The organism is Microbacterium sp. Beta (assembly GCF_005502545.1).
In the GTDB taxonomy this organism is placed as follows: Bacteria; Actinomycetota; Actinomycetes; order Actinomycetales; family Microbacteriaceae; genus Microbacterium; species Microbacterium oxydans.
The window spans coordinates 72859-98281 of the sequence record NZ_SCOG01000005.1 but is presented as its reverse complement, the minus strand read 5'-3'; the positions used below and the strand labels follow the sequence as shown (position 1 = coordinate 98281).

The following is a 25423-nucleotide window of genomic DNA, read 5'->3' as shown; positions in this document are numbered from 1 at the left end:
TGGTGCCCTACCCGTAGGTATCGCGTGGGCCCCGTCCTGGAACGGCTCTGGGACCCCATTTCCACGAGGGGACGTCCGGTCCGATGAACCGGAGGTTCTCCACGCCCGCATCCGGATACCGTCGACCGATCTCTGTGAGGATCGTCGCCCGCATGAACTGCAGGTTCTTCGCCCACGCCGTCGAATCGCACTTGACGGTGAGCAGACCGCGCTCCAGAGACACCGGCTCCGAGTGCTTCGCGGTGTCGGCACCAGCGAGGTCGGCCCACTGCCGAACGAGGTCCTCCCGCGCGAGGGTGATCTGCCATCCCGAGTCCCGACTCAGCTTGTCGAGCACGGCGCCGAGCGCGCCGGGATCGCGCCCCGGCGTGAACGGAGCGTTGTCGTCGTCCGTGGTGATGCGCCGCTTGCGCTTCCAGCTCTTCGAGCTCGGCTGCAGGCCGCGCAGTCGCAGGTACGTGCCGATCGTCTCCGGGACGTCAGCCGGCGGAGTGGAGATCGGGGGGTTCGATGCCGCGTCAGTCATTCGTCCCCCTCTCGTCGCTGATCGTTCCAGCGCTGATCCGCACCACGTGCGCGTGCAGCACCTCGGGGATATCCTCCTCCACCGCTGCCGTCACCACCACCTGTTCGTATCCTGCCGTCAGGGCGGCGAGGCGCTGTCGACGATCGGCATCGAGTTCCGCGAAGACGTCGTCGAGGATGAGGACGGGATCTCCGGCCGGGGACTCGCTGCGCAACAGCTCGGCCGAGGCCAGCCTCAGCGCGAGGGCCACAGACCACGACTCGCCATGCGATGCATAGCCCTTCACAGGGAGGTCGCGAACACGCAGCACGAGGTCATCGCGATGCGGACCGGTGAGGGTGAGTCCGCGGTCGAGTTCGTTCGACCGCTTCGCCGCGAGCGAGGCGCGGAACAACTCGGCGATGTGCCCGGGATCTCCGAGCCGGTCGACCGATGATCCGGCGTTTCCTCCGTCCGCGGCATCTTCGCCCTCTTCGGGATCTCCTCCGCCGACCGAGAGGGCCCATTCCAGCTGCGGGCGGTGGTCGGCCCCGGCGATCGCCTCGTACGCATCGGCGACCGGCTGCTGCAGATCCACGGCCAGGCGCTGTCGAGCGGTGATGATCTCCGAACCGAGGGAGACGAGCTTGTCGTCCCATACATCGAGAGTGCTCAGCGCCTCGCCGCGGATTCCCCTGGCCCTGGCCGACTTCAGGAGGGCGTTCCGTTGCTTGAGCACACGGTCGTAGTCGGCGAGGACGGCGGCGAGTCTCGGGGTGCGCTGGATGAGGAGCTGATCGGTGAACCGACGACGAGCCGAGGGATCGCCTCTCACGATCTGCAGATCCTCCGGAGCGAACAGCACGACGTGTGCATACCGGGGGAGCTCGTTCGGCCTCGACGGCGACCCGTTGATGCGCGCCTTGTTCGATCCCTGCCGGTTCACCTGCACCTCGGCGAGGACACGGCGCTCCCCGTGAGAGAGGCGAGCCCTGATGACGGCGAACTCCTGTCCGTCGCGGACCATCGGAGCGTCCGAGGAGACACGATGCGACCCCAGAGTCGCCAGGAACACGACCGCTTCGGCGAGGTTCGTCTTGCCCTGGCCGTTCCTGCCCACGAGGACGTTCGGACCGCGGTGCAGAACGAGTTCGGCGGTCGCGTAATTGCGGAAATCGACCAGACTCAGGTGCTCCACAATCACGGAGTCAGCCTACCTTCGGTGTCCGACACCTGATTCAGTGTCGGTGAATCTCGGGGATGGGGAGGCGTTAAGCTCCCTGCTCTCGCCGAGCGGGGTCAGCGCAGGAGGAGGTTGGGCTGCAGCAGGTACTTGAACGAGTCGAGGCCGGCCTGATCGACCGAGGTCTGACTCGTGATGAGGACCGGGCTGAGCTTGTTGGCGTTGTCGCTCGATGTGAAGGTGACGCGCACGAACTCGCTCTTCACGGCGCCGAGAGCCTCGATCAGGTACTGCGGATTCAGTCCGAGCGTGACCTCGTCACCGCCGGAGAGGATCGCGTCGACCGACTCGGAAGCGCGCGCGTGGTCTCCGCCGGAGGCGTCCATGGTGACGCTGTCGTTCGAGAACGTGAAACGCAGCGGAGCGGCGCGATCGAGGACGAGCGATACGCGGCGGACCGCTTCGACCAGGTCGGCGGTGTTCACGACCGCGTAGTGGTCCGTCTGCTCGGGGAACAGACGACGCACCGGCGGGAAGTTGCCCTTGATCAGGAGCGAGGTGACGGTCTTGTTTCCTGCGGTGAACGCGATGATCTCGCGGTCGCCGGCTCCGGAGAACGCGACCTGGATCGTTCCGGCGTGTCCGAAGGTCTTCCCGACCTCCAGCAGCGTGCGCGCGGGAACCAGCGCGGTGGCCTCGACCGCTTCACCGTCCCACGGCACGTCTCGGAGCGAGACGCGGTAGCGGTCGGTGGCGACAAGACTCAGGGTCTGACCGGAGACCTCGAGCTGCACACCCGTGAGGACCGGCGTGACGTCATCGCGTGAAGCCGCGAATCCGACCTGCGCGATGGCGGTGCCGAAGTCGTCGGCGGGAACGACTCCCGACGAGCCGGTGACCTCGGGGATGGAGGGGTATTCCTCGACCGGCATGGCTGCGAGGGTGAACCGCGCGGAGCCACAGGTCACCGCGATGCCGCCGTCTTCCTCGACCGCGATCTCGATCGGAGCGTTCGGGAGGCGGCTGGCGATGTCCGAGAGAAGTCGACCGTGGACCAGGATCGTGCCCGGGGTCTCCACCGTGGCTTCGATGGTGGTTCGAGCGGAGGCCTCGTAGTCGAATGCCGAGAGCGTGAGGCCGGAACCGTCCGCCTCGATCAGCACTCCCGCGAGGATCGGCTGTGGGTTGCGCTGCGGCAGGAGCTTGACGACGAACGAGACAGCCTCGCTGAAGACATCGCGGTTGACCTGAAACCTCACGGGTGCTCCCTTGTCGTCGAACTGTGACGCGTTGTCGTCGGCCCTGCCGGTGCAGGGCTTCCCATGCTAGCCCCACAGTCCGGCGTATCCCTACGCCGAGGTTCCTGTCATTCGACGGTCGGCTCTCCACACCGTCTGGTGATCGGATCGCGCCCTGAATGACTTAACTCCTTAACGGTGTTAACAGCTGTGGATACTGTGGATAAGTCGGTGGATAGCAAGAGCCAGTAGGGAACTACACAGTTGTCAGTTGTGGAAACCCTGAGGAATCCGCGGGTTGGCGGGGGTGAGGTGCTCGAAGCCCCTCCCGGAGTTATCCACAGGTTTGGGTGATCGACCCACATTCGTCCCGATCGAATCCACGGTCATCCACAAGTTATCCACATGTGCATAGAGGCATCAATCGAGAGATCAGAACCCCAGTCCGCGTGACAAAAAAGGGGAGGTCCACACCCGATCAGGTGCGGACCTCCCCTTTTTCCGAGACGCGGCGTGTCAGCGCCGTCCCAGCTGGGTCGTGATCTCGGTGACCTGGTTGTAGATGGAGCGACGCTCCTTCATGAGCTCGCTGATCTTCTTGTACGCGTACATGACGGTCGTATGGTCGCGGTTGCCGAACAGCTGCCCGATCTTGGGGAGGGAGAGGTTCGTCCGTTCCCGGCACAGGTACATGGCGATCTGTCGAGCGGTGGCGATCTGCTGCGAGCGGCTGGACCCGTACAGGTCGTCGACGGTGAGCTTGAAGTACTGCGCGGTCGCCGTGATGATGTCGGTCGGCGAGATGATGTTGTCCTCTGCCGTGTCGATGATGTCGCGCAGCACGGTCTGGGCGAGCGCGATGTCGAGAGGCGATCGATTGAGGCTCGCGAACGCGGAGACTCGGATCAGTGCACCCTCCAGCTCGCGGATGTTGGATGACACCACCGTGGCGATGTACTCGAGCACCTCGTCGGGGATGTGCAGAGACTCGCTCTGGGCCTTCTTGCGGAGGATGGCGATGCGGGTCTCCAGGTCGGGCGCCTGGACGTCGGTGATGAGACCCCACTCGAAGCGGCTGCGCATCCTGTCCTCGAAGCCGGTGAGGAGCTTGGGAGCCACGTCGCTGGTGATGACCACCTGCTTGTTGTGGTCGTGCAGGGTGTTGAACGTGTGGAAGAAGGCTTCCTGGGTCTCGGCCCGCCCCTGCAGGAACTGGATGTCGTCGATGAGGAGGATGTCGACTTCCCGGTATCGCGCCTGGAAGGCAGCACCCCGGTTGTTGGCGATGGAGTTGATGAAGTCGTTCGTGAACTCCTCGCTGGAGACGTATCTGACCTTCACCCCCGCGTAGAGGGACTGCGCGTAATCGCCGATGGCGTGGAGGAGGTGGGTCTTGCCCAGTCCGGAGTCGCCGTAGATGAAGAGGGGGTTGTACGCCTTGGCCGGTGCTTCGGCAACCGCGACGGCGGCTGCATGGGCGAAGCGGTTGGATTGTCCGATCACGAAGTTGTCGAAGGTGTACTTCGGGTTGAGGCGCGACTCGTGGCGCATCGGGGTGGGCGCAGGCTCCATGGGGGATTCGCTGCGCGTCTGCTCCTGACGACCGAAGTCGCCGACGGCGATCGGCGCGGTCTGCTGCTCGGCGAGCTCGTGGTTGACCACGACGCGGTAGGAGGTGACCTCCTCGCCGATGTGCGAGAGGGCCTCCATGATCGGGAGACGCAGACGCTTGTTGATCTGCGCGGCAGTGAGATCGTTCGGAACCTCGAGATAGAGCGTGGCCGACATCACTCCGGCCGGAACAGCCAGGCTGAGGAAGCCCTGCAGTTGGGGTGTCACCCGGTCGTCGTCGACCAGAAGCTCCTGCACCGTGGTCCAGATGGGGACATCGGGCTGGGCAGGTGAGGACATGACGCTCCGGACGGGTGATCGAGGCGGGGTCTACGTGCCGTGTCCCCTGTGGATAACTTAGGATGCCACGGTAGTCATCCCGGCTGTGAACGGCAACCTGCCCTTGGAATCACGCGGGCGTGTTGCGTCGACGCGAGGTCCGGAGGTTGTGGATAATGGCTGTGCACCCGGTACCGCGCGACGGCTCCGTGAGAGCCCAGATTTGCTCTGTGCGCCGGTAAGACGTACCCTTACTTGGTTGACTTATGCCATTTTTGGCAGTACCCCATGTCTCCGGTCGAAGTGAACCCGGTGGCAGCATTCCCGGAGTGATTCCATGAGCAAGCGCACCTTCCAGCCCAACAACCGTCGTCGCGCCAAGAAGCACGGCTTCCGCGCCCGCATGCGTACGCGTGCCGGCCGTGGCATCCTCGCCGCCCGCCGCGCGAAGGGCCGCACCGAGCTCTCTGCGTAGTCCGCTGTGCTCGCCCGCCCGTATCGGCTGACTCGCGGGAGCGACTATCGTCTGGTCGTTCGTCGCGGATCCCGTTGTGGCGGGGCGCGTGTCATCACCTCGGTGTTGACCACGGGCGAGAACAGAGCCGCGAGGTTCGGATTCATCATCAGCAAGCAGGTGGGCACCGCAGTGGTGCGCAATTCCGTGCGTCGTCGGCTCAAGGCGGTGTGCGCGGAGGCGCTTCCACGGGTTCCTGAGGGCACGGATGTCGTCATCCGTGCCCTTCCTGCGTCTGCGACCGCCTCTTACGCGGAGCTTCGAGCCGATGTCGATCGGTGCCTCCGCCGCCTGGAGCCGGCGGCTTCCGCGGTGTCGGCATGACCGCCCTTCCTGCTTCGTCCGTCGGGACCGCACATCTGCATGCGCAGGACCTGGTGCGGAGCATTCCGGTGATCCCGCGGAATCTCGTGCTGGGGTTCCTCACCGCCTACCGCAAGGTCATCTCGCCGATGTATGGAGATGTCTGTGCGTACTACCCCAGCTGTTCCGCCTACGCTGTAGGTGCGGTGCAGCAGCACGGCGCAGTGAAGGGGGCGGCGCTCTCCGCATGGCGCATCCTCCGCTGCAACCCCTGGACCACCGGCGGCGTCGATGACGTCCGTCCGCACGAACACTTCCGTTACGACCTGACCGCACACGGTTTCGTCGTCCCTTCCCGAAAGGACTGATCGGTGGGTCTTGACCTTCTGCTCGCCAGCGCGACTCCCAGCCCTCAACCGGCGGGGGGTGGCTTCGATCTGATCGGCACCATCCTGTGGCCGCTCAAGTGGGTGGTCGAGCTGATCCTCGTCGCCTGGCACTGGCTGCTGACGGCTGTCGGTCTGCCCGCGGCCTCCGGCATCACCTGGGTGCTGTCGATCGTCGGACTCGTGATCGTCGTCCGTGCTGCTCTCATTCCGCTGTTCGTCAAGCAGATCAAGAGCCAGCGCAAGATGATGGAAATCGCTCCTGAACTGCGAAAAGTTCAGGAGAAGTATCGCGGCAAGAAGGATCAGCTCTCGCGTGAGGCCATGAGCCGCGAGACCATGGCGCTGTACAAGAAGCACGGTACGACACCGATGTCGAGCTGTCTGCCGCTTCTGGTGCAGATGCCGATCTTCTTCTCGCTCTACAGCGTGCTGAGCGATGTCAGCAAGCACGCTCGAGACAACATCGGTGGTGTCGGTCTCCTCAGCCCGGAGCTGACGAAGGAGTTCTACGACGCGAAGCTGTTCGGTGTGGCGTCGCTGCACGAGACGCTGGGTAACGCGATCGATGCGCAGAACACGACGGCCATCATCATCCTGGTCACGCTCGTGGTGCTCATGATCGGGTCGCAGTTCTTCACGCAGCTGCAGATCATCTCCAAGAACCTGTCGCCCGAGGCCAAGACCGGCCAGGCGTACCAGATGCAGAAGATCATGCTGTACGTGTTGCCGCTGGGCTTCATCTTCTCGGGTGTCTTCTTCCCGCTCGGCGTCGTCGTGTACTGGTTCATCTCGAACCTCTGGACCATGGGTCAGCAGTTCCTCGTCATCCGCGAGATGCCCACTCCCGGTTCCGAAGCTGCCAAGGCACGTGAGGAGCGTCTTGCACGCAAGGGCAAGGCGATCGATTCCTCCGGCAAGGTCGTTCCGATGGCTGCCTACGAGGCTGAGCAGCAGCGTCTGCTCGAAGAGGCCGAGAAGGCGAAGGCAGAAGCACCGAAGCGTCAGCAGCCGGTCGGCAAGAAGCGTGCGAAGAAGAAGGGGAGCGGTTCATGAGCGAGACCATGACCGACAACACCGAGCCGACTGTGGCCCAGCTCGAGAACGAGGGAGACGTCGCGGCGGACTACCTCGAGGAGCTTCTCGACATCGCGGACATCGACGGTGATCTGAACCTGGATGTGCGGCAGGGTCGGGCATACGTCTCCGTCGAGGCTGAAGGCGATGCGCTGGCGTTGCTCTCCGCTCCGGAGACCGTGCAGGCTCTGCAGGAGCTGACTCGTCTCGCGGTGCAGAGCAAGACCGGTTCCTTCTCACGACTGATCCTCGACATCGCAGGCTCGCGCGACACGCGTCGTCGCCAGCTGGAGACCCTGGTCGACGCCGCGGCCGCCAAACTCGACGAGGGTTCCTCCCAGGCATCTCTGCCCTCGATGTCGAGCTATGAGCGCAAGCTCGTCCATGACATCGCCGCCGACCGGGGCCTGGTCTCCGAGTCCTACGGCGAGGGTGCTGACCGTCACACGGTCCTGCGCCGACGCTGACGTTTCACGTGAAACATCGGTCGAACGGGGACGCTCATGAGTGATCTCGAGCAGGAGCCCTCCTCCGCTGCCGGTCTCTTCGGGGATCGTATCGACGCGGCGCGTGCCTTCACGGCTGCTCTTTCGCGCGAGGGGGAGGAGCGCGGCCTCATCGGTCCTCTCGAGCTCCCGCGTCTGTGGACGAGACATATCCTCAACAGTGCGATCGCCGCTCCGCTGTTCTACGGTTCGGTGGCGGATATCGGTTCGGGGGCCGGCCTACCGGGGCTCGTGCTCGCAATCGCGCGTCCTGATGTGCAGTGGACGCTGATCGAGCCGATGGAACGACGGGTCACCTGGCTCAACGAGCAGGTGGAGGCGCTGGATCTGCCCAACGTCGTGGTGCTGCGAGCTCGCGCGGAGGACGTACGTCCTCCGGAGGGCTTCGATGTGGTCACCGCTCGTGCGGTGAGTGCGCTCCGTACCTTGATTCCGCTGACCGCTCCGCTGGTTCGCGATGGTGGTGAGCTCGCCCTGCTCAAAGGCATGAATGCAGCGAACGAGATCGATGCCGCACAGAAGCAGATCAAGAAGTTCCGCCTCTCGGACGTTCGCGTCGAGGTTCTGGGTGAGGGAGTCATCCCCGAGACGACTCGGGTGATTCGCGCGCGCGTCCGCTAGTCACGTCTTCATCGAAGGGGGATGTTTCACGTGAAACATCCCCCTTCGTGTTCATCGGCAGGGCGTCATCGCTCGGGCATCACCGTCTCCGCGCTTTGGCGCCCGTAATGCCTCGCTCCGCGCGCGACCAACCAGGGCTCTCACGACCTCGACGAGACCGACTGCCCACCTGAAGGCGCGCGCCGCACGCAGCGCGATGTTCGCCGGGAGGGGAAGCCCTATCGCCGCAGCTCCCCAGTTAGGACACCTCACCATCGCCATCGCCATCGGCATCATGTCGCTCGAATGGTTCTGCATCGCTGGGAGAAGCTCGGAATCGTTGTGCACTACGTCTCGTGAGCACCAGGAGCCAGGCATCCTCGTGCGCTGCGTCGTGATGGCTCTGGTGCCGTCCGCGTACGCGGTGTTTCACGTGAAACGGGTACGCCAAAGAGGGGGAGTTCCGGGCGCGCGGCGTCCTGGGAGGAGAGTTGTCGACTCGGACATCTGGCGTGTAACCACGAGACATCCGTGGCGCGACATTCGAGGCACAACACCCCTGACGTGAAGCCCTGGCATAGACCCGGGGTGTTCGTGTTGCGCTAGCCCCGCATGATGGGGCGGTCCACTGTGAGAGATCGGTGGCCGGGAATCGTCCGGCCTAGGTTCAAGCGAATCCCGACATCGAAGGGTGGCGGCTTCATAATGTTGCTCTTCTACCGTGTTTCACGTGAAACATGCAGATCGGACCGTTGATGAAGCCCTCTGCGTCGAGGAGGGGGCTTGCTCTGCGCGGTAGAGAACAGATCTGTCGCGCGCCCAAGTCCTTGAGACTAGACGGAGTGTCGCAGACAGCCGGCGGTGAGAAGCTCCTGGTTACTGCCCGGCGGATGGCCTACGCCAGCCTCATGGTCTTGCCTCTCGAAGGTGTTTCACGTGAAACATGCAGACCGGACCACCTATGCCGGCCCCCTGGTCGAGGAGAGTTGGCCGAGTCATCCTCTGTCGCGCGTCCGGTCCCTGACAACAGACGGAGTGTCGCAGGCAGCCGGCGGTGAGAAGCTCCTGGTGGCTGCGCGGCGGATGGCATACGACGGCTTCATGGTTTCGCCGCTCGAAGGTGTTTCACGTGAAACATGCAGACCAGACCGCCTGTGACGGCCCTTTGGTCGAAGAGAGTGGGCTGAGTCATCCTCTGTGCGGTATAAAACAGATCTCGACGTGCGCCGGAAGCGCCTGAGGATAGACGGAGTGTCGCAGGCACCCGGGGGATAGAAGTTGTTGGTGGCTGAGAGTCGGACGGCGCCCGCCTGCTCTGCCGACACAGGGACGTCTGAAACCGCACGCGTGGCGCAGCGCAGGGGCGGAGTTCCTCGCCGTGGCCGGCCAGAGGCGTGAGAACCACTCCCGTCTGAGTCAGCGGGTGGTGACACCGAAACATGACCGGCGTGGCGGTGCCGAGCGCATCGAAGCTCGTCACTCTGTCGGTGATACCATCAGGCGGCCCCGGCACACTCCGTCTACTGTTGAGACTCCTGCAAGTGGGGTGCGCTGTGCCCGCAAGCACCGGGAGAGGGCAGCCCGGCACGCTAGCTGATGTCATCATCGCCACAGTGCGCACTGTTTCACGTGAAACACCCGCCATCCGTCGCAGGAAGCGGAGCAGGAGAAACCAGCATCGCGGAGACTGGCCGCGGGAACGAGGACCCCGACGTGCTTCGCTCGAGCTGCGACAGTGCTCTCGTCATCGAACGTCTCTGCTTGCGATTAGAGTGGAACGCGGCCCCGAAAGGAGTGGATGTTTCACGTGAAACCATCCGAGAAGACATCCTCGAGCGAATCGTTCGGGATGGACACGCCGCTTGCGCGGGAACTCGCTGACCTCTCCGCCCGCAGGCGCGCACTCGAAGGGGTCGCCGTGGAGTTCACCGGAGAAACCCGCGTTCTCACGGTGTCGAACCAGAAGGGTGGAGTGGGAAAGACCACCACCGCCGTGAACATCGCTTCCGCACTGGCAGGGATGGGCGGGAAGGTGCTGGTCATCGACCTCGACCCGCAGGGAAACGCATCCACAGCCCTGGGAGTACCCCACAGTGCTGAGGTCTCCAGTGTCTACGACGTGCTGATCGACGAGCTTCCGCTGGCAGACATCGTGCAGCAGAGCCCGGAGGATCCCAACCTCTTCTGCGCACCGAGCACGATCCACCTCGCGGGGGCGGAGATCGAGCTGGTCGCGCAGGTCGCTCGAGAGCATCGTCTTCGTCGCGCGCTCGACGTGTACCTCGCAGAGCACCCGATGGACTTCGTCATCATCGACTGCCCACCCTCCCTGGGCCTGCTCACGATCAATGCCTTCACCGCCGCGACAGAAGTGTTCATCCCCATCCAGTGCGAGTACTACGCACTGGAAGGATTGAGCCAACTGCTCGGCAGTATCCAAATGATCCAGAAGCACCTGAACCCGGTGCTCCACCTCTCGACGATCCTGCTGACGATGTTCGATGGGCGTACCCGTCTGGCACAGCAGGTCGCGGAGGAAGTGCGAACACATTTCCCCGAGCAGGTGCTGGAGACCGTTATCCCTCGATCCGTGCGGGTATCCGAGGCCCCGAGTTTCGGCCAGACCGTGATCGCCTACGACGCCCAATCCGCCGGCGCGATCGCATACCGTGAGGCCGCTGTTGAGATCGCGTCGCGCAGAGCGACGCAGAGCAAGGAGAAATGATGGCGAAGCGCACTGGACTGGGCCGGGGCATCGGTGCCCTCATCCCCACGGCGGATCAGTCGGAACGTCCCGTCGATGTCTTCTTCCCGGGCGCGAGCCTGCGACAGACGAGCGCCGAGGAGGCTCCCGCGGCCGATACCGAGGCGCCGGAGCTCGAGAATGTACCCGGCATTCATCTGGTCCAGGTCGACCCGAACAGCATCGTCGCGAATCCGCGTCAGCCTCGGACGCACTTCGACCCCGAGGATCTCGCAGAGCTGGTGCACAGCGTCCGAGAGTTCGGGGTGCTGCAGCCCGTCGTGGTTCGTAAGAACGCCGATGGCGAGTACGAGCTCATCATGGGGGAGCGCCGCACGCGTGCTGCGCGCGAGGCCGGCCTCGACGTCATCCCCGCGATCGTCCGTGACACTGCAGACGAGGATCTGCTGCGCGACGCCCTGCTGGAGAACCTCCACCGTTCGGAGCTGAACCCGCTCGAAGAGGCCTCTGCATACCAGCAGCTGCTCGACGACTTCGGAATCACCCAGGAGGAACTGGCCACGCGCATCGGCCGTTCCCGCCCGCAGATTAGCAACACGATTCGACTGCTGAAGCTCCCCGTCCCGGTGCAGCAGCGGGTGGCTGCCGGAGTGCTCACTGCCGGGCACGCGCGAGCGATCCTGAGTCTCGAGACACCGGAGTCGATGCAGCGCCTTGCGGACAAGGTCGTGAATGAAGACCTCTCGGTGCGCGCGACGGAGGAAGCGGCGAAGGCACAGCCCCGTGCCGGGTCGTCCGCGAAGCCGACCCCGGGTGCGCGACGCGCGTATCTGGATGAGGTGGCCGGCAAGCTCGGCGACCGTCTCAACACGCGTGTGAAGATCGCATTGGGAGCGCGAAAAGGGCAGGTCACTATCGATTTCGCTTCCATCCAGGATCTCAATCGGATTCTCGAGGAGCTCGGAGAAGGCGGTTACGGCTCGTCGAAGTGAGGTCCCGCCAGCGGCAGCGCTAGCCTAGACTCGCGTCATCGTGACGACGAGGGGGATGTCATGTCGAGAACAGCCGGTCCAGCAGCCATCAAACGCCGCGTGATCGCGGTCAGTATCGCCGCAGCGTTAGGTGGATTCCTCTTCGGATTCGACACGGCTGTGATCAACGGCGCGGTCGACGCGCTCGCGGGCGACGTGTCCGGATTCGACCTCGGTACTGCGCTCAAGGGCTTCGCCGTGTCGTCAGCCCTCATCGGATGTGCCGTGGGCGCCTGGTTCGCCGGCCCCGTCTCCAACAAGTACGGGCGCATCCCCGTGATGGTGGTCGCAGCCACCATGTTCTTCATCTCCGCGATCGGATCCGGTCTCGCCTTCAGCGTCGTCGACCTCATCATCTGGCGGGTGATCGGAGGACTGGGGGTCGGTGCCGCCTCCGTGATCGCGCCGGCGTACATCGCCGAGGTGTCACCCGCAGCGATCAGAGGACGCTTGGGCTCGCTGCAGCAGCTGGCGATCGTCACCGGCATCTTCGCCGCGCTGCTCTCCGATGCGCTGCTCGCAGGCATCGCCGGTGCGGCAGACCAGCCGCTGTGGGGACTCACCGCCTGGCGCTGGATGTTCATGGTCGCCGCGATCCCTGCGCTGGTCTACGGCCTCGTCTCGCTGCGGCTCCCGGAGTCTCCGCGCTATCTGGTGCGCAAGGGCGAGCTGAAACGGGCGGCAGACGTGCTGGAGACCGTCACCGGCACGGTCGATGTCCAGGGCAAGATCGAGGAGATCACCGGCACGATCAACACGGAGCGCTCGGAATCGTTGCGTGATCTGCGTGGCAATCGACTGGGGCTGAAGCCCATCGTCTGGATCGGCATCCTGCTGTCCGTGTTCCAGCAGTTCGTCGGTATCAACGTCATCTTCTACTACTCGACGACGCTCTGGCAGTCGGTGGGCTTCGATGAGTCCAGTGCTCTCCTGACCTCCGTCATCACCTCGGTCACGAACATCGTGGTCACGATCGTGGCGATCCTGCTCGTCGACAAGGTCGGTCGCCGGATCATGCTGCTGGTGGGCTCGGTCGGCATGACCGTGACGCTCGGCCTCATGGCAGTGGCCTTCTCGTTCGGCACGCTCGATGCGCAGGGGACCGCGACGCTCCCCGACCCGTGGGCCACGATCGCCCTGGTCTGCGCGAACGGATTCGTGGTGTTCTTCGGTGCGAGCTGGGGGCCGCTGGTCTGGGTTCTGCTCGGCGAGATCTTCCCGAACTCCATCAGAGCCGGAGCCCTCGCGGTGGCCGCAGCGGCACAGTGGGTCGCCAACTTCTTCATCTCCACCACCTTCCCGGCCTTCGCCGAGATCGGCCTCACGTTCGCCTACGGGTTCTACGCGTTCTTCGCGCTCCTGTCGTTCTTCTTCGTGTTCTTCAAGGTGCCGGAGACCAAGGGCAAGGAGCTCGAGGACATGACGGAGAACATGAAGGTGGAGCGCCGGCGGGGTCCGCAGCCGACGTAGGCTGGGAGTATGACCGAGTCCGTACAGCGCCGCGCCAGCCTGGAAGTGTTGCGCGCCGAAGCATCGGACGAACTCGCGGTCCTCATCCAGGAGCGGCTTCTCGGGGGAGAGGATCCGTGGGAGTTCATGGAGGAGCTCCCGAGCGTCGACGAACTCGTCGTCTACCTGCTGCGCGCGGACAACATCAATGCGAACGACGGTGTGCGCCCGAACGCAGCGAGACACTACCGGGTGCTGCGGCAGATCGCTCTGGAATACCCGGAGCTGACCTCGGCGGTCTGGGGCCTCCTGGACGAGAAGCAGCGCCACCGCCGCTGGGATCCGACCGTCGCCGACGCCTCCTGACGTGGAGGCCGTGCTCGTTCCGCACGACCCGACGTGGTCGGAGACCTTCGCACGTGTCGCGGCGGAACTGCGCAGCCACGGGAATCCGGACTGGCTCGTCGAACACGTCGGATCCACGGCGATCCCCGGGATGAGCGCCAAGCCGATCATCGACGTCGCGGTGCGCATCGCCGACGACGAGGATCTCGAGCTGCATCGACCTGGGCTCGAGGCCGCAGGATGGGCGGTCGGGAGCAGTATCCGAAGCCATCGGGTGATGATCATCGAGGAGAACGGTGTACGCACGCGAATCGCCCACTTCTTCGAAGCCGCCGATTGGGATCAGGTGAACCAGCGCATCCTTCGCGACTGGCTATTGCAGAACCCGGAGGATGCCCGGCTCTACGAGCGGGCGAAGCACGCTGCGGTCGACGCCTCGCGCAGGGGAGACGAGTCGTACAACGCGGGGAAGACCGCGGTGGTTCAGCTCCTCGTCGACCGTGCACGTGCTGCTCGCGGGCTGCCGTCGGTCTCCGCGTACGACAAGGACTGACCAGAGCGGTCCGCGGGACGACTCGGGGCGGATACGAGAAAGGGCCGCACCTCCCCGGGAGGTGCGGCCCTTCGTCTCGGGGGACTCAGCCGATGAACGCGGCCAGGTCCTTCTCCAGCGCGAACTTGGGCTTCGCGCCGATGATGGTCGTCTTGACCTCACCGCCGTGGAAGACCTTCATCGCCGGGATCGACGTGATCTGGTACTTCATCGCCAGCTCAGGGTTCTCGTCGACGTTGAGCTTGAGGATGGTGATCTTGTCGGGGTTGTCCGCCTGGATCTCGTCCAGGACCGGCGCGACCATACGACACGGACCGCACCACTCGGCCCAGAAGTCCACCAGCACGGGACCGTCGGCCTGCAGAACGTCCTGCTCCCAGGTCGCCTGGCTCGTAGCCTTTGCACTCATCAGAGTTCTCCTTGATTCGAGGTTCGCCTGCTACAACAGCGGGCGAGGGAAAAGTGTTCCCGCCCCTACGCGGTGGCGGTGAGGATCTCCGCGGCCTCGGCGGCCGGAACCTCCACGGAAGGGTCTTCGAGGTCGGCCAGGAAGTGCTCCGCGTCGAGAGCAGCGACCGTGCCGGAGCCGGCCGCCGTGATGGCCTGACGGTAGGTGGGGTCGATCACGTCACCGGCAGCGAAGACTCCCGGAACCGACGTCTTCGAGGAGCGGCCGTCGACCCAGATGGTGCCTTCCGGCGTGAGCTCGAGCTTGTCGTGCACGAGGTGCGTGCGCGGGTCGTTGCCGATCGCGATGAAGAGCCCGTCGAGCGGGAGGTCGCTGAGCGTGCCGTCGACCGTGGAACGCAGCTGCACACCGGTCACGGAGTCGCCTCCGAGGACCTCGGCGACCTCGCTGTTCCACACGAACTCGATCTTCTCGTTCGCGAAGGCGCGCTCCTGCATGATCTTCGAGGCCCGCAGGGTGTCCTTGCGGTGGATCACGTAGACCTTGTCGGCGAAGCGGGTGAGGAACGTGGCCTCTTCCATGGCGGAGTCGCCACCGCCGACGACGGCGATCGTCTTCTCGCGGAAGAAGAATCCGTCGCACGTGGCACACCAGGAGACGCCGTAGCCGGAGAGTCGTTCTTCGCCCGCGATGTCGAGCTTGCGGTACGCCGAGCCGGTCGCGTAGATGAGGGACTGCGTCTCGTGCTCCGCACCGCTGCCGAGGATGACCTTCTTGACGGGCCCCTCGAGCTGGAGTTCGGTGACGTCGTCGTAGACGACCTCGGTGCCGAACTTCTCCGCCTGCTCCTGGAACTTGGCCATGAGCTCAGGTCCCTGGATCCCTTCGGGGAAGCCGGGGTAGTTCTCGACCTCGGTGGTGTTCATCAGCTCTCCGCCGACCTCGACGGAGCTCGCGATGAGCAGCGGCTTGAGGTTCGCCCTGGCCGCGTAGATGGCAGCCGTGAATCCGGCGGGGCCGGAGCCGATGATGATGACCTGACGCATGTGATCTCCGTCTTAGAAACTGCAGTCGAATGACCTTCGAATGCTTCAACCCATGGTAACCGCGAGGCATTCCCTGCGCAGGGTGGGGCGCAGGCCGCGGAGCGGGCTGGGTGGGTGGATCAGCGCCCGGGGAGGAACCGGCGGACGAGAGCAGCGCCGGCCTTGAGCTCGGGGGCGCGCATCACGGCGAGGATCGCGACATAGACGACCACCACGACGAGGCCGATGATCGCGGTACCTACGGCGCCCTGGATCTTGTCGACCATCATCCATCCTGAAGTACCGCCGAGCAGGACGAATGCTCCCCAGCCGGCCAGCCCCGCCGGGATGCCGGCGATCGCGAACCGGCCGATGGCCGACATCCAGGCAGCCACCTGCAGGCCACCGATCTTTCGATGCAGCAACCAGGTGGCGAGGATCGTCTGCAGGATGCTCGCGATCGACTGTCCGAGCGCGACCGCAGCGGCGAGCGACGTCAGAGGGATGATCCCCGCCTCCCGCATGCCGAGGGCGACGAGAGCGGTGACGACGATGAGGACGCACTGGATGATCGTGAACCAGAACGGGGTACGGGTGTCGTCGTAGGCGTAGAAGGTTCGCTGCACGATGAAGAGGATCGTGAGGGGGATGAGTCCGACGAGGTAGGCGATGAGCACCAGAGCAGCCGCCTGAGCGTCGTCGGCGGAGTCGGTGAATACACGGGATGCGGGGATGGCGGCAGCGGCGACGGCGGCGGCTGCTGCCACGATGAAGAACAACAGGGTTCGAATGCTTCGTGCGATGTCGGCCCGGACCTCATCGTCGCGTCCGGCGGCGGCGTGGCCGCTGATCTGGGTGAAGTACGGAGTCCCGATCGAGAGCACGATCACCGAGTACGGCAGCATGAAGATCAGCCAGGCGTTCGCTGTCACCGTGGCGGACGCGCCGAGACCGGCCACCTCACTGACGATGTACCCCTGAAGAACCCCGGCGGAGAGGCTCGCGAAGGCCATGAGGAACGTCCAGCCCGCCAGGCGACCGACGTTGCCGAGCCCCACCCCCCGCCAGTGGAAGTCGGGTTTCAGTGCGAGGCCGGTGCGACGCCAGAAGACGAGGAGGACGACCGCCTGGAGCGCGATGCCGAGGGTGGCAGTGGCACCGAGCAGCGTGATCATCTCCGGCGTCCAGTCGGAGGCCTTCGTGGACACGGGACCGAACAGTGCTCCGAGCGCGAGGAAGCCTGCGATGGACACGATGTTGTTGACGACAGGAGCCCAGGTGAACGGACCGAAGATCTTTCGTGCGTTGAGTGCCTCGCCCAACATGGCGTAGAGGCCGTAGAGGAGGATCTGCGGCAGGCACCAGTAGGCGAGTGCCGTGGCGAGGGCGAGAGTGGACTCGTTCGCCTTGCCGGCGACCAGATGCACCAGCCATGGAGCTGCTGCCGTCGCGAGTCCCGTCACCACGACCAGAACGACCGTGCCCAGGGTGAACAACTTGGAGATGAAGGCGTTGCCGCCGTCGGCGTCCGCCGTCGCCTTGACGATCTGCGGGACGATCACGGCCGTGAGGATCCCCACGGAGATCAGGGAGAACACGCTGTTCGGAAGCTGGTTCGCGTAGGTGAACGCGTCGGCCGCTTCGGATGCGACAGATCCGAGCACACCGACGAGGACGATGCTGCGCAGGAGCCCGGTGACGCGTGAGACGAGGGTGCCGGCGCCGATGATGGCGCTCGCCCGGCCGAGGTTACTCATTCGTATCCGGGGTCGAGGATGTGTCGTGGGCCGATGACGTGCCGTTGCTCGGTGTCCCATCCGGTCGGGCGTTCACGGCGTCCTCTTCCAATGACTCGATCTCCGCTTCCACGGCTGCCTCTTCGGCGGCCTCTCGGCGCTTGCGGCGGACGGTGCGGATCACGCCGAGCGCGATGAGGAGTGCGGCGAGACCCCCGAAGACGACGAGGCCGATGGTCTCCCACTCCGCCCGCACAGCCACCCGGATCTTCTGCTGATCCTGGATCTGCACGCCGGTGGGGCTGTAGAGGCTGAGGCGCAGGTCGACCTCGCCGCTGCCGACCCGTGCGGACACCGGGACCTTGACGCGCTTCGTGGAGTTCGCCTCGACGACCGTCTCCGTCATCGGCTTCACCTCGAGCCGAGGGTCGGTGGGGGAGACGAACAATTGCACCGTCACCGGCCACGGCAGATCGTTGCGCACAGCGATCGGCAGATCAGCGTTGGCGGTGAGCAGTTGGATCGTGCTCGACGGGGGGATGCTCACGGCGGCGAGCGTCTCCGAGGTGCGCTTCTGGTGCTCCTCGACCTTCTTCGCGAAAGCCTTCGCCGACGATCCGACGGACAGCGTCCGGAGGATCCTGATGCGTTCAGGGCTCAGCAGTACCTGCGGGTCAGCGAGGATCGACGAGAAGGCGGTGAGCGTTCCCTCGTCGGCCAGGAGGGTCGTCACCGCTGCCGCACGCGCGGGGTCGGCTTCCGATGTGAGCGCGGCCGATGCGGGCGGGGTGGCGCGCAGTGCCGAGAGTTCGAATCCGATCGAATCGGCCGTCGAGATCGCGTCGCGCAGCGCGTCCGCATTGCGGTTCTCGTCGCGGTCGAGCCCGATCAGCAACGGGGCACCCGCGACGCGGCTCTCAGCCAGTGTCAGGAGCGCGGCGGCTTCGGCCAGGAGCCGTTGACGATCGACGGAGTCGGCCTCCGCGGCGACCTGGGAAAGAGTCTGCGACAGGCCGCTGTCGGTGACCAGGAGGTCGTGCCCGCCGACGGTGGCGTGCGCGGCGCTCTGTCCGCCCAGCGCTGCGGAGGAGACGATGGTGCTCGTCCCCTCACCCAGGTAGCTCGCGAAGGTGTCGAGATCCTCTTCTCGCAGCTCGTCGTCCGGCCACAGGATCTGAGGGAGCGCGCCATCGATCGCCGTGAGCTCCGCGTCGTCGGGCAGCTGAGGAGTGCCGGTCGGGCTGGGCGTCGGGCCCGGTGTCGCGGTCGAGTCCGCCGTCGGCGACGACGTGGCAGACGTCTGCGGAAAGTCGGCGGGGTTCAGGAACGTCGCCAACGTCGTCGGCTGCAGCAGAGCGGGTAGACCCGCCTGCGCTTGCGCCGTCGCATCCGCATCGCCGAACTGCAGCGCGAACCGCGTGTTCGGCAGAGCTTCGAGTCGGTCGAGCCACTCCCGGGCGGTCTCCGGAGCCGCGGAACCGAGAGCGCGGATCGCGGCGAGAATGGCGGGATCGACGGCGAGCACCGCAGTGGTGCCGGCCACACCGTCGAGCTGAGCGGTCAGGGCCCCCTCGGGTCCAGTGAGAGTACTGAGTTCCTCCGCGCTCAACAGCACGCCGTTGTCGGGAGTCGCCGTGAGCGGGACCATCACGCCGACCTGAGCGGTCTGGGAATCGGCGACGACGAGCACGCTGGTCGCCGTGGCCTCGACCGTCGCCGAACGATCCTCAGGTGTGTTCACCGTCTTGGCACCCGTGAGCTCCGCCCGCAGCGGGTAGACACCGGGGGCGAGGGCGCCGAGGGTCTCGGCAGGGACGAAGACCGTGGTCATGCCGGAGGCACCGGCATCGAGCGCGGCCGTCGTGTCTGAGCCGATCGTGTCGAAATCGCCCGGTGCCTCGCCCTCATCGAGCCAGTTCGTGACGGAGGCTTCGTCTGTCAGGGGAGTCCTGCTGAGCTCCACCTGCACCTGACCGCTCGACAGCTTCGATTCCGTCTCGTTCTGCACCGTGAGCATCGCCGTGGTGGAGGAGCCGGGGGCGACGAGGCCGCGCAGACCTGCGGAGACATGGAAGGCGACGCTCGGTTCCTCGTCGGAAGCGGACCCGCCGGCGGCGACGGCCGTGCTCGGTGCGACGGCCGCGCAGGCGCCCAGCACGATAGCGAGGACGGCGGTCCTGCCTGCGAGCCTTCGCAGGCGCGCACGGAGGCCGTGCTCGGGGGTGATGGCGGTCATGAGGGTCTTCCTCGAACGCCCGGAACGGGGCTGCTCGTGAGTACTGACCTCCTGATTCTAGGAGGCACAGGGAAGGAGAACCCTGAAGACGCGTAGAGTGACGGCCGTGTCCGACACCCCCACACCTCACCCAGACCCTCTTCGCACCTCCGCGCTGGCCGCTGATCTCGATGCCGCCGACTTCCGGTCCGCACCTCTCCGTCGCCTGTGGGGCGAGGAGGCGGACGACGCCCTCGCCAGGGGGATGCGCGAGCCGATCCTGCGGGCCATCGCCGAGGACTCCGGAGTCCTGGCCACCCTCGGCCGTCTACTGGTACTCGGCATGAGTCAGCCGCGTGCGGCGGTCGCCGCCGCGCTGCCGAACCTCGGAGTGGACGGACTCCAGGCGCTCGGACTCGCCACCGCGGATGCCGAGACGGTGACCCCGACGGCCCTGTTGCGTCCGCAGTCCTTCGTGGATGCCGAGGGTGTCGGCGAGTGGTGGATCGCCAGCGACCTCGACGAGGTCGCCCTCGACGGCCCTCTCCCCGCCGATCATGTGCTCGGCGTCGGCGGAGCCTCGCGCACCCTCGCCGAGACGATCGTGCCCATCCAGGTCGATCGCGCTCTCGACCTCGGCACCGGGTGCGGGATCCAGGCGCTCCTCGTCGCCCGTCGTGCCGGCACGGTGGTCGCAACCGACATCTCGGTCAGGGCACTGGCGTTCGCCGAGCTCAACGCGCGGGTCAACGGGGTGACCAACATCGAGTTCCGTCACGGCAGCATGTTCGACCCCGTCGCGGGCGAAGCGTTCGATCTGATCGTCTCCAATCCGCCGTTCGTCATCACACCGCGGGTGGAGGGCGTCCCCGCGTATGAGTACCGCGACGGCGGACTGGTGGGCGATGCCCTCGTCGAGCAGTTCGTGCGGAGCGCTCCGGCGCATCTGACGCAGAACGGAATCGCGCAGCTGCTCGGCAACTGGGAGTCGCGGGCAGGGGTCACCGGTCTCGCCCGTCTGGAGGCCTGGGTGCCGAGCGAGCTCGACCTCTGGGTCGTCGAACGGGAGGAGCTGTCGCCGTTGGGGTATGCCGAGCTGTGGATCCGCGACGGGGGCACCACCCCGCGTGACCCGGCATTCACTCCGTTGCTGACCGCCTGGCTCGATGATTTCGCCGCCCGCGGCGTGACCTCGATCGGCTTCGGCTACGTGCTGATGCGTCGAGGTCTGTCGTCCCCTCCACTCCGGCGCACGGAGCGGCTCTCCCACCAGGTGTCGAACGTCGGTGCCGCGCTCGGAACCGGGCTTGCCGCGCATGACGCGCTCGCCGAGGGGATCCCCTCGACACTGCTGACGGCGCCCGATGTCACCGAGGCCCGCCACCTGCTGCCGGGCAACGACGACCCCAGCGTCATCGAACTGCGACAGGGTGGCGGTTTCGCGCGCACCGTGAACGTGGACCCTGCGCTCGCCGGGTTCGTCGGGGCCTGCGACGGCGACCTCACCGTGGTGCAGATCGTCTCGGCCCTGGCCGACCTCTTCGAGGTTCCCCTCGCAGACCTGTGGGCCGAACTCGAGCCCCGCATCAGATCGCTCGTGCTGGACGGCATCCTCGTACCGGGGGAATAGCTGAGGGATACATGCGTTGGAATAGATCATGAAGGCTTTCGGATTCCTCTCCTTCGGGCACTATGCAGACGTGCCCGGCTCAGCCACCCGCACCGCGGGCGACATGCTGAAGCAGACCATCGAGATCGCCGAGGGCGCAGACGAGATCGGTGTGAACGGCGCCTACGTGCGCGTGCACCACTGGGCGCGTCAGGCCGCCTCGCCGATGCCCCTGCTGAGCGCCATGGCCGCGCGCACGAAGCGCATCGAGGTCGGGACGGGCGTGATCGACATGCGCTACGAGAACCCGTTCCAGTTCGCCGAGGAGGCCGCCGCCCTCGACCTGATCTCCGACGGCCGCATCGCCCTGGGCGTGAGCCGCGGTTCACCCGAGACGGCTCTGCGCGGCTATGAGACCTTCGGATACGTCGACGAGGAGGACACCGAGCGGGGCAGCGTGATCGCTCGGGAGAAGTTCGACCTGTTCCTCCGTGCGATCGACGGCGAAGGCATCGCCCCCGGAGATCCCCGCATGGTGGGTGCCGGCCGCTACCTCGCGATCGAGCCGCAATCCCCGACCCTGCGCGACCACATCTGGTGGGGATCAGGTTCACGCCCGACGGCGATCGAGACCGGCCGCAAGGGACTCAACATGATGAGTTCGACCCTGGTGACCGAGGCCACAGGGCAGCCTTTCCACGAGTTGCAGCGCGAGCAGATCGACCTCTTCCGCTCGGCCTACAAGGAAGCAGGGCACACGGGCACGCCGCGCGTCTCCGTCAGCCGCAGCGTGTTCCCCCTGGTGTCCGACATGGACCGCGCCTACTTCGGACTTCGCAGCGAGGAGAACGCCGACCAGATCGGCATCATCGACGGATTCCGTTCCACGTTCGGCAAGACCTACGCGGCAGAACCCGACGTGCTGATCGAGCAGCTCCGACAGGACGAGGCGGTGATGGCGGCCGACACGCTGATGCTGACCATCCCGAACCAGCTCGGGCCCGAGTACAACCTGCACGTGCTGGAGTCGTTCGCGAAGCATGTGGCTCCGGCGCTCGGGTGGAAGCCGAACGCGGAGGGTCCCGTCCAGGGCGATCCGGTCTGAGCGGGATCGCCGCTCTTGACACGACTTGCTTGACACGGAGCGCTGGAGCACTGACGCTGGGGAGGCTGCGCCGATCGACGCAGCCTCCCTTCATGCCTTCGGAGGCAGACCATGACCCGTGTTCGCGTCGATCTCAACATCTCGCTCGACGGCTTCGCCACGACGACGGACCAGACCCCCGAGAACCCCTTCGGTGAGGACTGGGGCCGGCTGACGGCGGCGTACACGGCCACGCGCACGTTCCACGAGCGTGTCTTCCTCGACACCAGCGGGACGGGAACGACAGGCGTCGACGAGAAGTACGCCGCGCACTACTTCGAGAACATCGGCGCCGAGATCATGGGCGCCGGGATGTTCGGGCTCCACGCCAACCCGGACGACCCGGACTGGCGCGGCTGGTGGGGCGAGGAGCCGCCGTTCCACGCCCCGGTGTTCGTGCTGACCCACACCCCGCGGCCTTCGATCGAGTTCGCCAACGGCACGAGCTTCCACTTCCTCTCTGCTTCTCCCGAGGAGGCGCTGCAGAAAGCGGTCGAGGCGGCCGCCGGAGCGGACGTGCGGATCGGTGGAGGACCCACGACCGTGCGCGAGTATCTGCGCGCGGGGCTGGTCGACGACCTGCACGTCGGCATCACCCCGATCCTCATCGGCGACGGGATCCGACTCTGGGACGACCTGCGCGGACTCGAGTCCGGTTACCGCGTCACCTCGGAGGTCGCGGAGTCGGGCGTCACGCACATCACCTTCTCCCGAGAGGATTGACGCCCGCGGCAGGGCGGATCTGGGAGGCTGGACCGGTGCGCATCCGACCCTTCCACCCTGAAGACACCGATGCCGTCGTCGCCCTGTGGGAGGCGGCGGGGCTCACGCGGCCGTGGAACGATCCTCGGAAGGACATCGCCCGGAAGCTGACGGTGCAGCCCGAGCTGTTCGTCGTGGCGGAGGACGAGACGGGGCGCATCCTCGGCTCGGTCATGGCGGGCTACGACGGGCATCGCGGGTGGATGAACTACCTCGCCACGCAGCTCGACGCGCGAGGACTCGGAGTGGGCAGGGAGCTTGTGGCCCACGTTGAGGCCCGTCTGCGCGACCTGGGCTGCCCGAAGGTGAACCTGCAGGTGCGTTCCGGCAACGCGCAGGTGGTCGACTTCTACCGCAGGCTCGGCTACGAGATCGATGACACCGTCGATCTGGGCAAGAGGCTCATCCCCGATTCATAGCTCCGACGCCTAGCTCGGACGTATAGTCCCGACGTGGCGCGTCAACTGCCCTTGGGCGGTCCGAACAGCTCTTCGCCGTGCTCGTGGAGGAGCTTGTAGGCGTCGGCGAAGGTCTCCGGTTCCGGCTCACCAGGTTTCCCGTAGCGCGCGAGGAGCAGGCCGAGCAGTCCGCGTGCGGGCGGAGTGAGCGGCTTCAGCTGATCCTTCTCACCGGGCTGGGGTGCCGTGTCCTCCGGATTCGGAGGCGTGTAGGCGGGCGTGGTCACCGGCCAGTCGGACGGGTGCCGGGGTTTGTCGAGATTCACCACGTTCAGGAGCGTGTTCGCCGACGCGTCGCGGTCGTTGAGCGGCTTGAGTCCGTGCAGGCGCGAGAGGGTGGCGGTCACCGAGCCGTGATGCATCTCGTCGTGGATGATGCTGCCGCGCTTCGTGTAGGCCGACACGGCGATGGCCGGGACACGGCAGCCCAGTCGATCGAACGTGAACCCCATCTCGCCCGGCCCGGTGTCGGGGGTGGGCTTCGTCACGGCGGGCGGCGGCACGTGGTCGTAGCAGCCGCCGTGCTCGTCGAACGTGATGAGCAGCAGAGTGTTGACGGCGTTCGACCCCTTCGGGGAGGCACTCGTGCGCACCGCCTCGTAGATGTCGTGGATGAGCCTGTCGCCCGCCCGCACATCCGAGATCGCGCTGTCGAACACGGGCTCGCCGTCGACCTCGCTCTCACGCGGCGACCCGAAGGGCGGATGGAAGTCGTTGTGGTCGTAGACCATCCGCGGCTCGATGAAGGCGTAGGCGGGGAGGGTGCCGGCCTTCGCCTCGGCGTAGAAGTCCTCCATCGTGCCGAAATGGTCGGTACGCCAGTACTTCTCCAGCACCGCGGCATGCAGCATCCCCGTGAACGAGACGAGCTGGAGCTTGTCGATGTAGATCTTCCAGCTCACCTTCTCGTCCTCGAGCCGATTGAACACCGTCGGCGCGGCCGGCGCATCCAGCCATTTCCGGTAGCCGCCGCCGGCCTGATTGGTCACGAAGCCGTGAGACGTGGAGGCGTGGAAGAACGAGCGGTTGCAGAACGTCTGCGATGGCACTCCGGCATACCAGTGGTCGAACACCGCGAACTCCGCGGCAAGCGTGGACAGGACGGGCAGCATCTCGGGCGAGAACGAGCCCATGATGTGCGCCGCCTCTTCGGGCTTCGGGTCGACGCCCTTGCGTAGTCGCCGGAAGTTGATGATGTAGTCCTCGAGAAACCCCGACATCGTCGCCTTCTCGCCGTGGGTTGGGGCGTTGAAGGGGGCGGTCATCTCGTCGACGAAGAGGTCGGCGTTGGTCTTCGGGTCGACCGTGCCGAAGATCTGCGTGTTGACGTGCGGATACTCCTCGCCCGGATCCGGGTCGGGGAGGCTCATGATCCGGTCGGTGTCACCGGTGTACACGTGTGCATCGACGACCGTGCCATCGGACGAGGTGTTGCTGTACGAGCCGAAGTCGAGCCCCTCGAACGTCTCACCCTGCGGCAGGGTCTGCTTCGAGTAGAGGTAGCCGAGCAGGTTGTCGAACGAGCGGTTCTCGCCCATCACGACCACGAGATGGTCGAACCCCGGCTCGCTGCGCGGAGTGAGGGCGGCGAAGGGGTCGGCGTCGGCCGCGAAGCCGTCACGTGCATTGCCGGCGATCGACGCGCCGATCGCTGCCCCACCCGCGCCGCCGACGACCGCGCCCGCGAGAGCGGCTCCGCCGACCTTGAAGAATCCCCGGCGGGAGGCATCGCGGGGAGCATCGGGGGAGGGGGACTCTTCTTCGGCCATGTCGCGATCCTA

General features: G+C 65.9%; 23 protein-coding genes and 1 pseudogene. 15 read left to right on the top strand and 9 right to left on the bottom strand.

Annotation, left to right across the window (positions count from 1 at the left end):
- Positions 1-7: 7 nt before the first annotated feature.
- The 4 genes from FFS56_RS07270 to dnaA form a co-directional block, all read right to left on the bottom strand.
- Entirely contained in the window at positions 8-526 is a 519-nt protein-coding gene (locus FFS56_RS07270; RefSeq protein ID WP_127011443.1) for a DciA family protein, read from the bottom strand.
- Positions 519-1709, bottom strand: a complete 1191-nt coding sequence (gene recF / locus FFS56_RS07265; protein ID WP_127011442.1) for a DNA replication/repair protein RecF — start codon at positions 1707-1709, stop codon at positions 519-521. The genes FFS56_RS07270 and recF overlap by 8 nt, the downstream gene beginning before the upstream one ends.
- A 95-nt stretch (positions 1710-1804) precedes the next feature.
- Positions 1805-2947 carry a DNA polymerase III subunit beta gene (gene dnaN, locus FFS56_RS07260; RefSeq protein ID WP_046747969.1) on the bottom strand — a complete coding sequence of 381 codons (1143 nt, stop codon included), beginning with the start codon at positions 2945-2947 and terminating at the stop codon, positions 1805-1807.
- Between the two features lie 495 nt (positions 2948-3442).
- Positions 3443-4837, bottom strand: a complete 1395-nt coding sequence (gene dnaA, locus FFS56_RS07255; RefSeq protein ID WP_046747968.1) for a chromosomal replication initiator protein DnaA — start codon at positions 4835-4837, stop codon at positions 3443-3445.
- A 316-nt stretch (positions 4838-5153) separates the two neighbouring features.
- Here dnaA and rpmH point away from each other — a divergent pair, with 316 nt between their 5' ends.
- From rpmH to FFS56_RS07200, 11 genes and pseudogenes are all read left to right on the top strand, one after another.
- Positions 5154-5291 carry a 50S ribosomal protein L34 gene (gene rpmH / locus FFS56_RS07250; RefSeq protein ID WP_013584598.1) on the top strand — a complete coding sequence of 46 codons (138 nt, stop codon included), beginning with the start codon at positions 5154-5156 and terminating at the stop codon, positions 5289-5291.
- A gap of 6 nt (positions 5292-5297) precedes the next feature.
- On the top strand, positions 5298-5654 hold the full coding sequence (rnpA, locus tag FFS56_RS07245; RefSeq protein ID WP_082108634.1) for a ribonuclease P protein component: 357 nt from the start codon (positions 5298-5300) through the stop codon (positions 5652-5654).
- The gene (yidD, locus tag FFS56_RS07240) at positions 5651-6001 is read left to right on the top strand and encodes a membrane protein insertion efficiency factor YidD (RefSeq protein ID WP_046747966.1); all 351 of its coding nucleotides are present in this window, start codon (positions 5651-5653) and stop codon (positions 5999-6001) included. The genes rnpA and yidD overlap by 4 nt, the downstream gene beginning before the upstream one ends.
- Before the next feature lie 3 nt (positions 6002-6004).
- Positions 6005-7075: a membrane protein insertase YidC gene (gene yidC, locus FFS56_RS07235; protein WP_058630955.1), complete on the top strand. Its 1071-nt coding sequence runs from the start codon at positions 6005-6007 to the stop codon at positions 7073-7075.
- The gene (locus FFS56_RS07230; RefSeq protein WP_046747964.1) at positions 7072-7563 is read left to right on the top strand and encodes a R3H domain-containing nucleic acid-binding protein; all 492 of its coding nucleotides are present in this window, start codon (positions 7072-7074) and stop codon (positions 7561-7563) included. Before yidC ends, FFS56_RS07230 begins: the two co-directional genes overlap by 4 nt.
- A pseudogene (rsmG, locus tag FFS56_RS07225) lies at positions 7529-8223 on the top strand (16S rRNA (guanine(527)-N(7))-methyltransferase RsmG). Before FFS56_RS07230 ends, rsmG begins: the two are co-directional and overlap by 35 nt.
- Before the next feature lie 1828 nt (positions 8224-10051).
- Positions 10052-10927: a ParA family protein gene (locus tag FFS56_RS07220; RefSeq protein ID WP_227751222.1), complete on the top strand. Its 876-nt coding sequence runs from the start codon at positions 10052-10054 to the stop codon at positions 10925-10927.
- Complete coding sequence (locus FFS56_RS07215; protein WP_127012901.1) at positions 10927-11898, top strand: ParB/RepB/Spo0J family partition protein; 972 nt, start codon at positions 10927-10929, stop codon at positions 11896-11898. The genes FFS56_RS07220 and FFS56_RS07215 overlap by 1 nt, the downstream gene beginning before the upstream one ends.
- Positions 11899-11958: 60 nt before the next feature.
- Positions 11959-13407: a sugar porter family MFS transporter gene (locus tag FFS56_RS07210; RefSeq protein WP_208644284.1), complete on the top strand. Its 1449-nt coding sequence runs from the start codon at positions 11959-11961 to the stop codon at positions 13405-13407.
- Positions 13408-13416: 9 nt separating this feature from the next.
- Entirely contained in the window at positions 13417-13752 is a 336-nt protein-coding gene (locus FFS56_RS07205; RefSeq protein WP_046747959.1) for a hypothetical protein, read from the top strand.
- A gap of 1 nt (position 13753) precedes the next feature.
- Positions 13754-14284, top strand: a complete 531-nt coding sequence (locus tag FFS56_RS07200) for a GrpB family protein (protein ID WP_164734136.1) — start codon at positions 13754-13756, stop codon at positions 14282-14284.
- An 85-nt stretch (positions 14285-14369) separates the two neighbouring features.
- Here FFS56_RS07200 and trxA read toward each other — a convergent pair whose 3' ends face one another.
- From trxA to FFS56_RS07180, 4 genes are all read right to left on the bottom strand, one after another.
- Positions 14370-14693 carry a thioredoxin gene (gene trxA, locus FFS56_RS07195; protein ID WP_021201395.1) on the bottom strand — a complete coding sequence of 108 codons (324 nt, stop codon included), beginning with the start codon at positions 14691-14693 and terminating at the stop codon, positions 14370-14372.
- 65 nt (positions 14694-14758) lie between these two features.
- A complete protein-coding gene (gene trxB, locus FFS56_RS07190; RefSeq protein WP_046747958.1) occupies positions 14759-15739 on the bottom strand; it encodes a thioredoxin-disulfide reductase in 981 nt (326 codons plus the stop codon).
- A gap of 119 nt (positions 15740-15858) precedes the next feature.
- Entirely contained in the window at positions 15859-17475 is a 1617-nt protein-coding gene (gene murJ / locus FFS56_RS07185; RefSeq protein WP_127012899.1) for a murein biosynthesis integral membrane protein MurJ, read from the bottom strand.
- Positions 17468-19690, bottom strand: a complete 2223-nt coding sequence (locus FFS56_RS07180) for a DUF6049 family protein (protein ID WP_233437353.1) — start codon at positions 19688-19690, stop codon at positions 17468-17470. Before FFS56_RS07180 ends, murJ begins: the two co-directional genes overlap by 8 nt.
- Positions 19691-19787: 97 nt before the next feature.
- Here FFS56_RS07180 and FFS56_RS07175 point away from each other — a divergent pair, with 97 nt between their 5' ends.
- The 4 genes from FFS56_RS07175 to FFS56_RS07160 all read left to right on the top strand — a co-directional run bounded on the left by FFS56_RS07175 (position 19788) and on the right by FFS56_RS07160 (position 23603).
- Positions 19788-21299 (top strand): methyltransferase, encoded by a 1512-nt coding sequence (locus tag FFS56_RS07175; protein ID WP_171011002.1) that lies wholly within the window; start codon positions 19788-19790, stop codon positions 21297-21299.
- 28 nt (positions 21300-21327) lie between these two features.
- Entirely contained in the window at positions 21328-22383 is a 1056-nt protein-coding gene (locus FFS56_RS07170; RefSeq protein ID WP_127012897.1) for an LLM class flavin-dependent oxidoreductase, read from the top strand.
- A 111-nt stretch (positions 22384-22494) separates the two neighbouring features.
- Positions 22495-23145: a dihydrofolate reductase family protein gene (locus FFS56_RS07165; RefSeq protein WP_127012896.1), complete on the top strand. Its 651-nt coding sequence runs from the start codon at positions 22495-22497 to the stop codon at positions 23143-23145.
- A 35-nt stretch (positions 23146-23180) separates the two neighbouring features.
- Complete coding sequence (locus FFS56_RS07160) at positions 23181-23603, top strand: GNAT family acetyltransferase (protein WP_127012895.1); 423 nt, start codon at positions 23181-23183, stop codon at positions 23601-23603.
- A gap of 41 nt (positions 23604-23644) precedes the next feature.
- On the opposite strand, the gene FFS56_RS07155 is transcribed toward FFS56_RS07160, so the two are convergent.
- A complete protein-coding gene (locus FFS56_RS07155) occupies positions 23645-25411 on the bottom strand; it encodes an alkaline phosphatase family protein (RefSeq protein ID WP_127012894.1) in 1767 nt (588 codons plus the stop codon).
- Between the last annotated feature and the right edge of the window lie 12 nt (positions 25412-25423).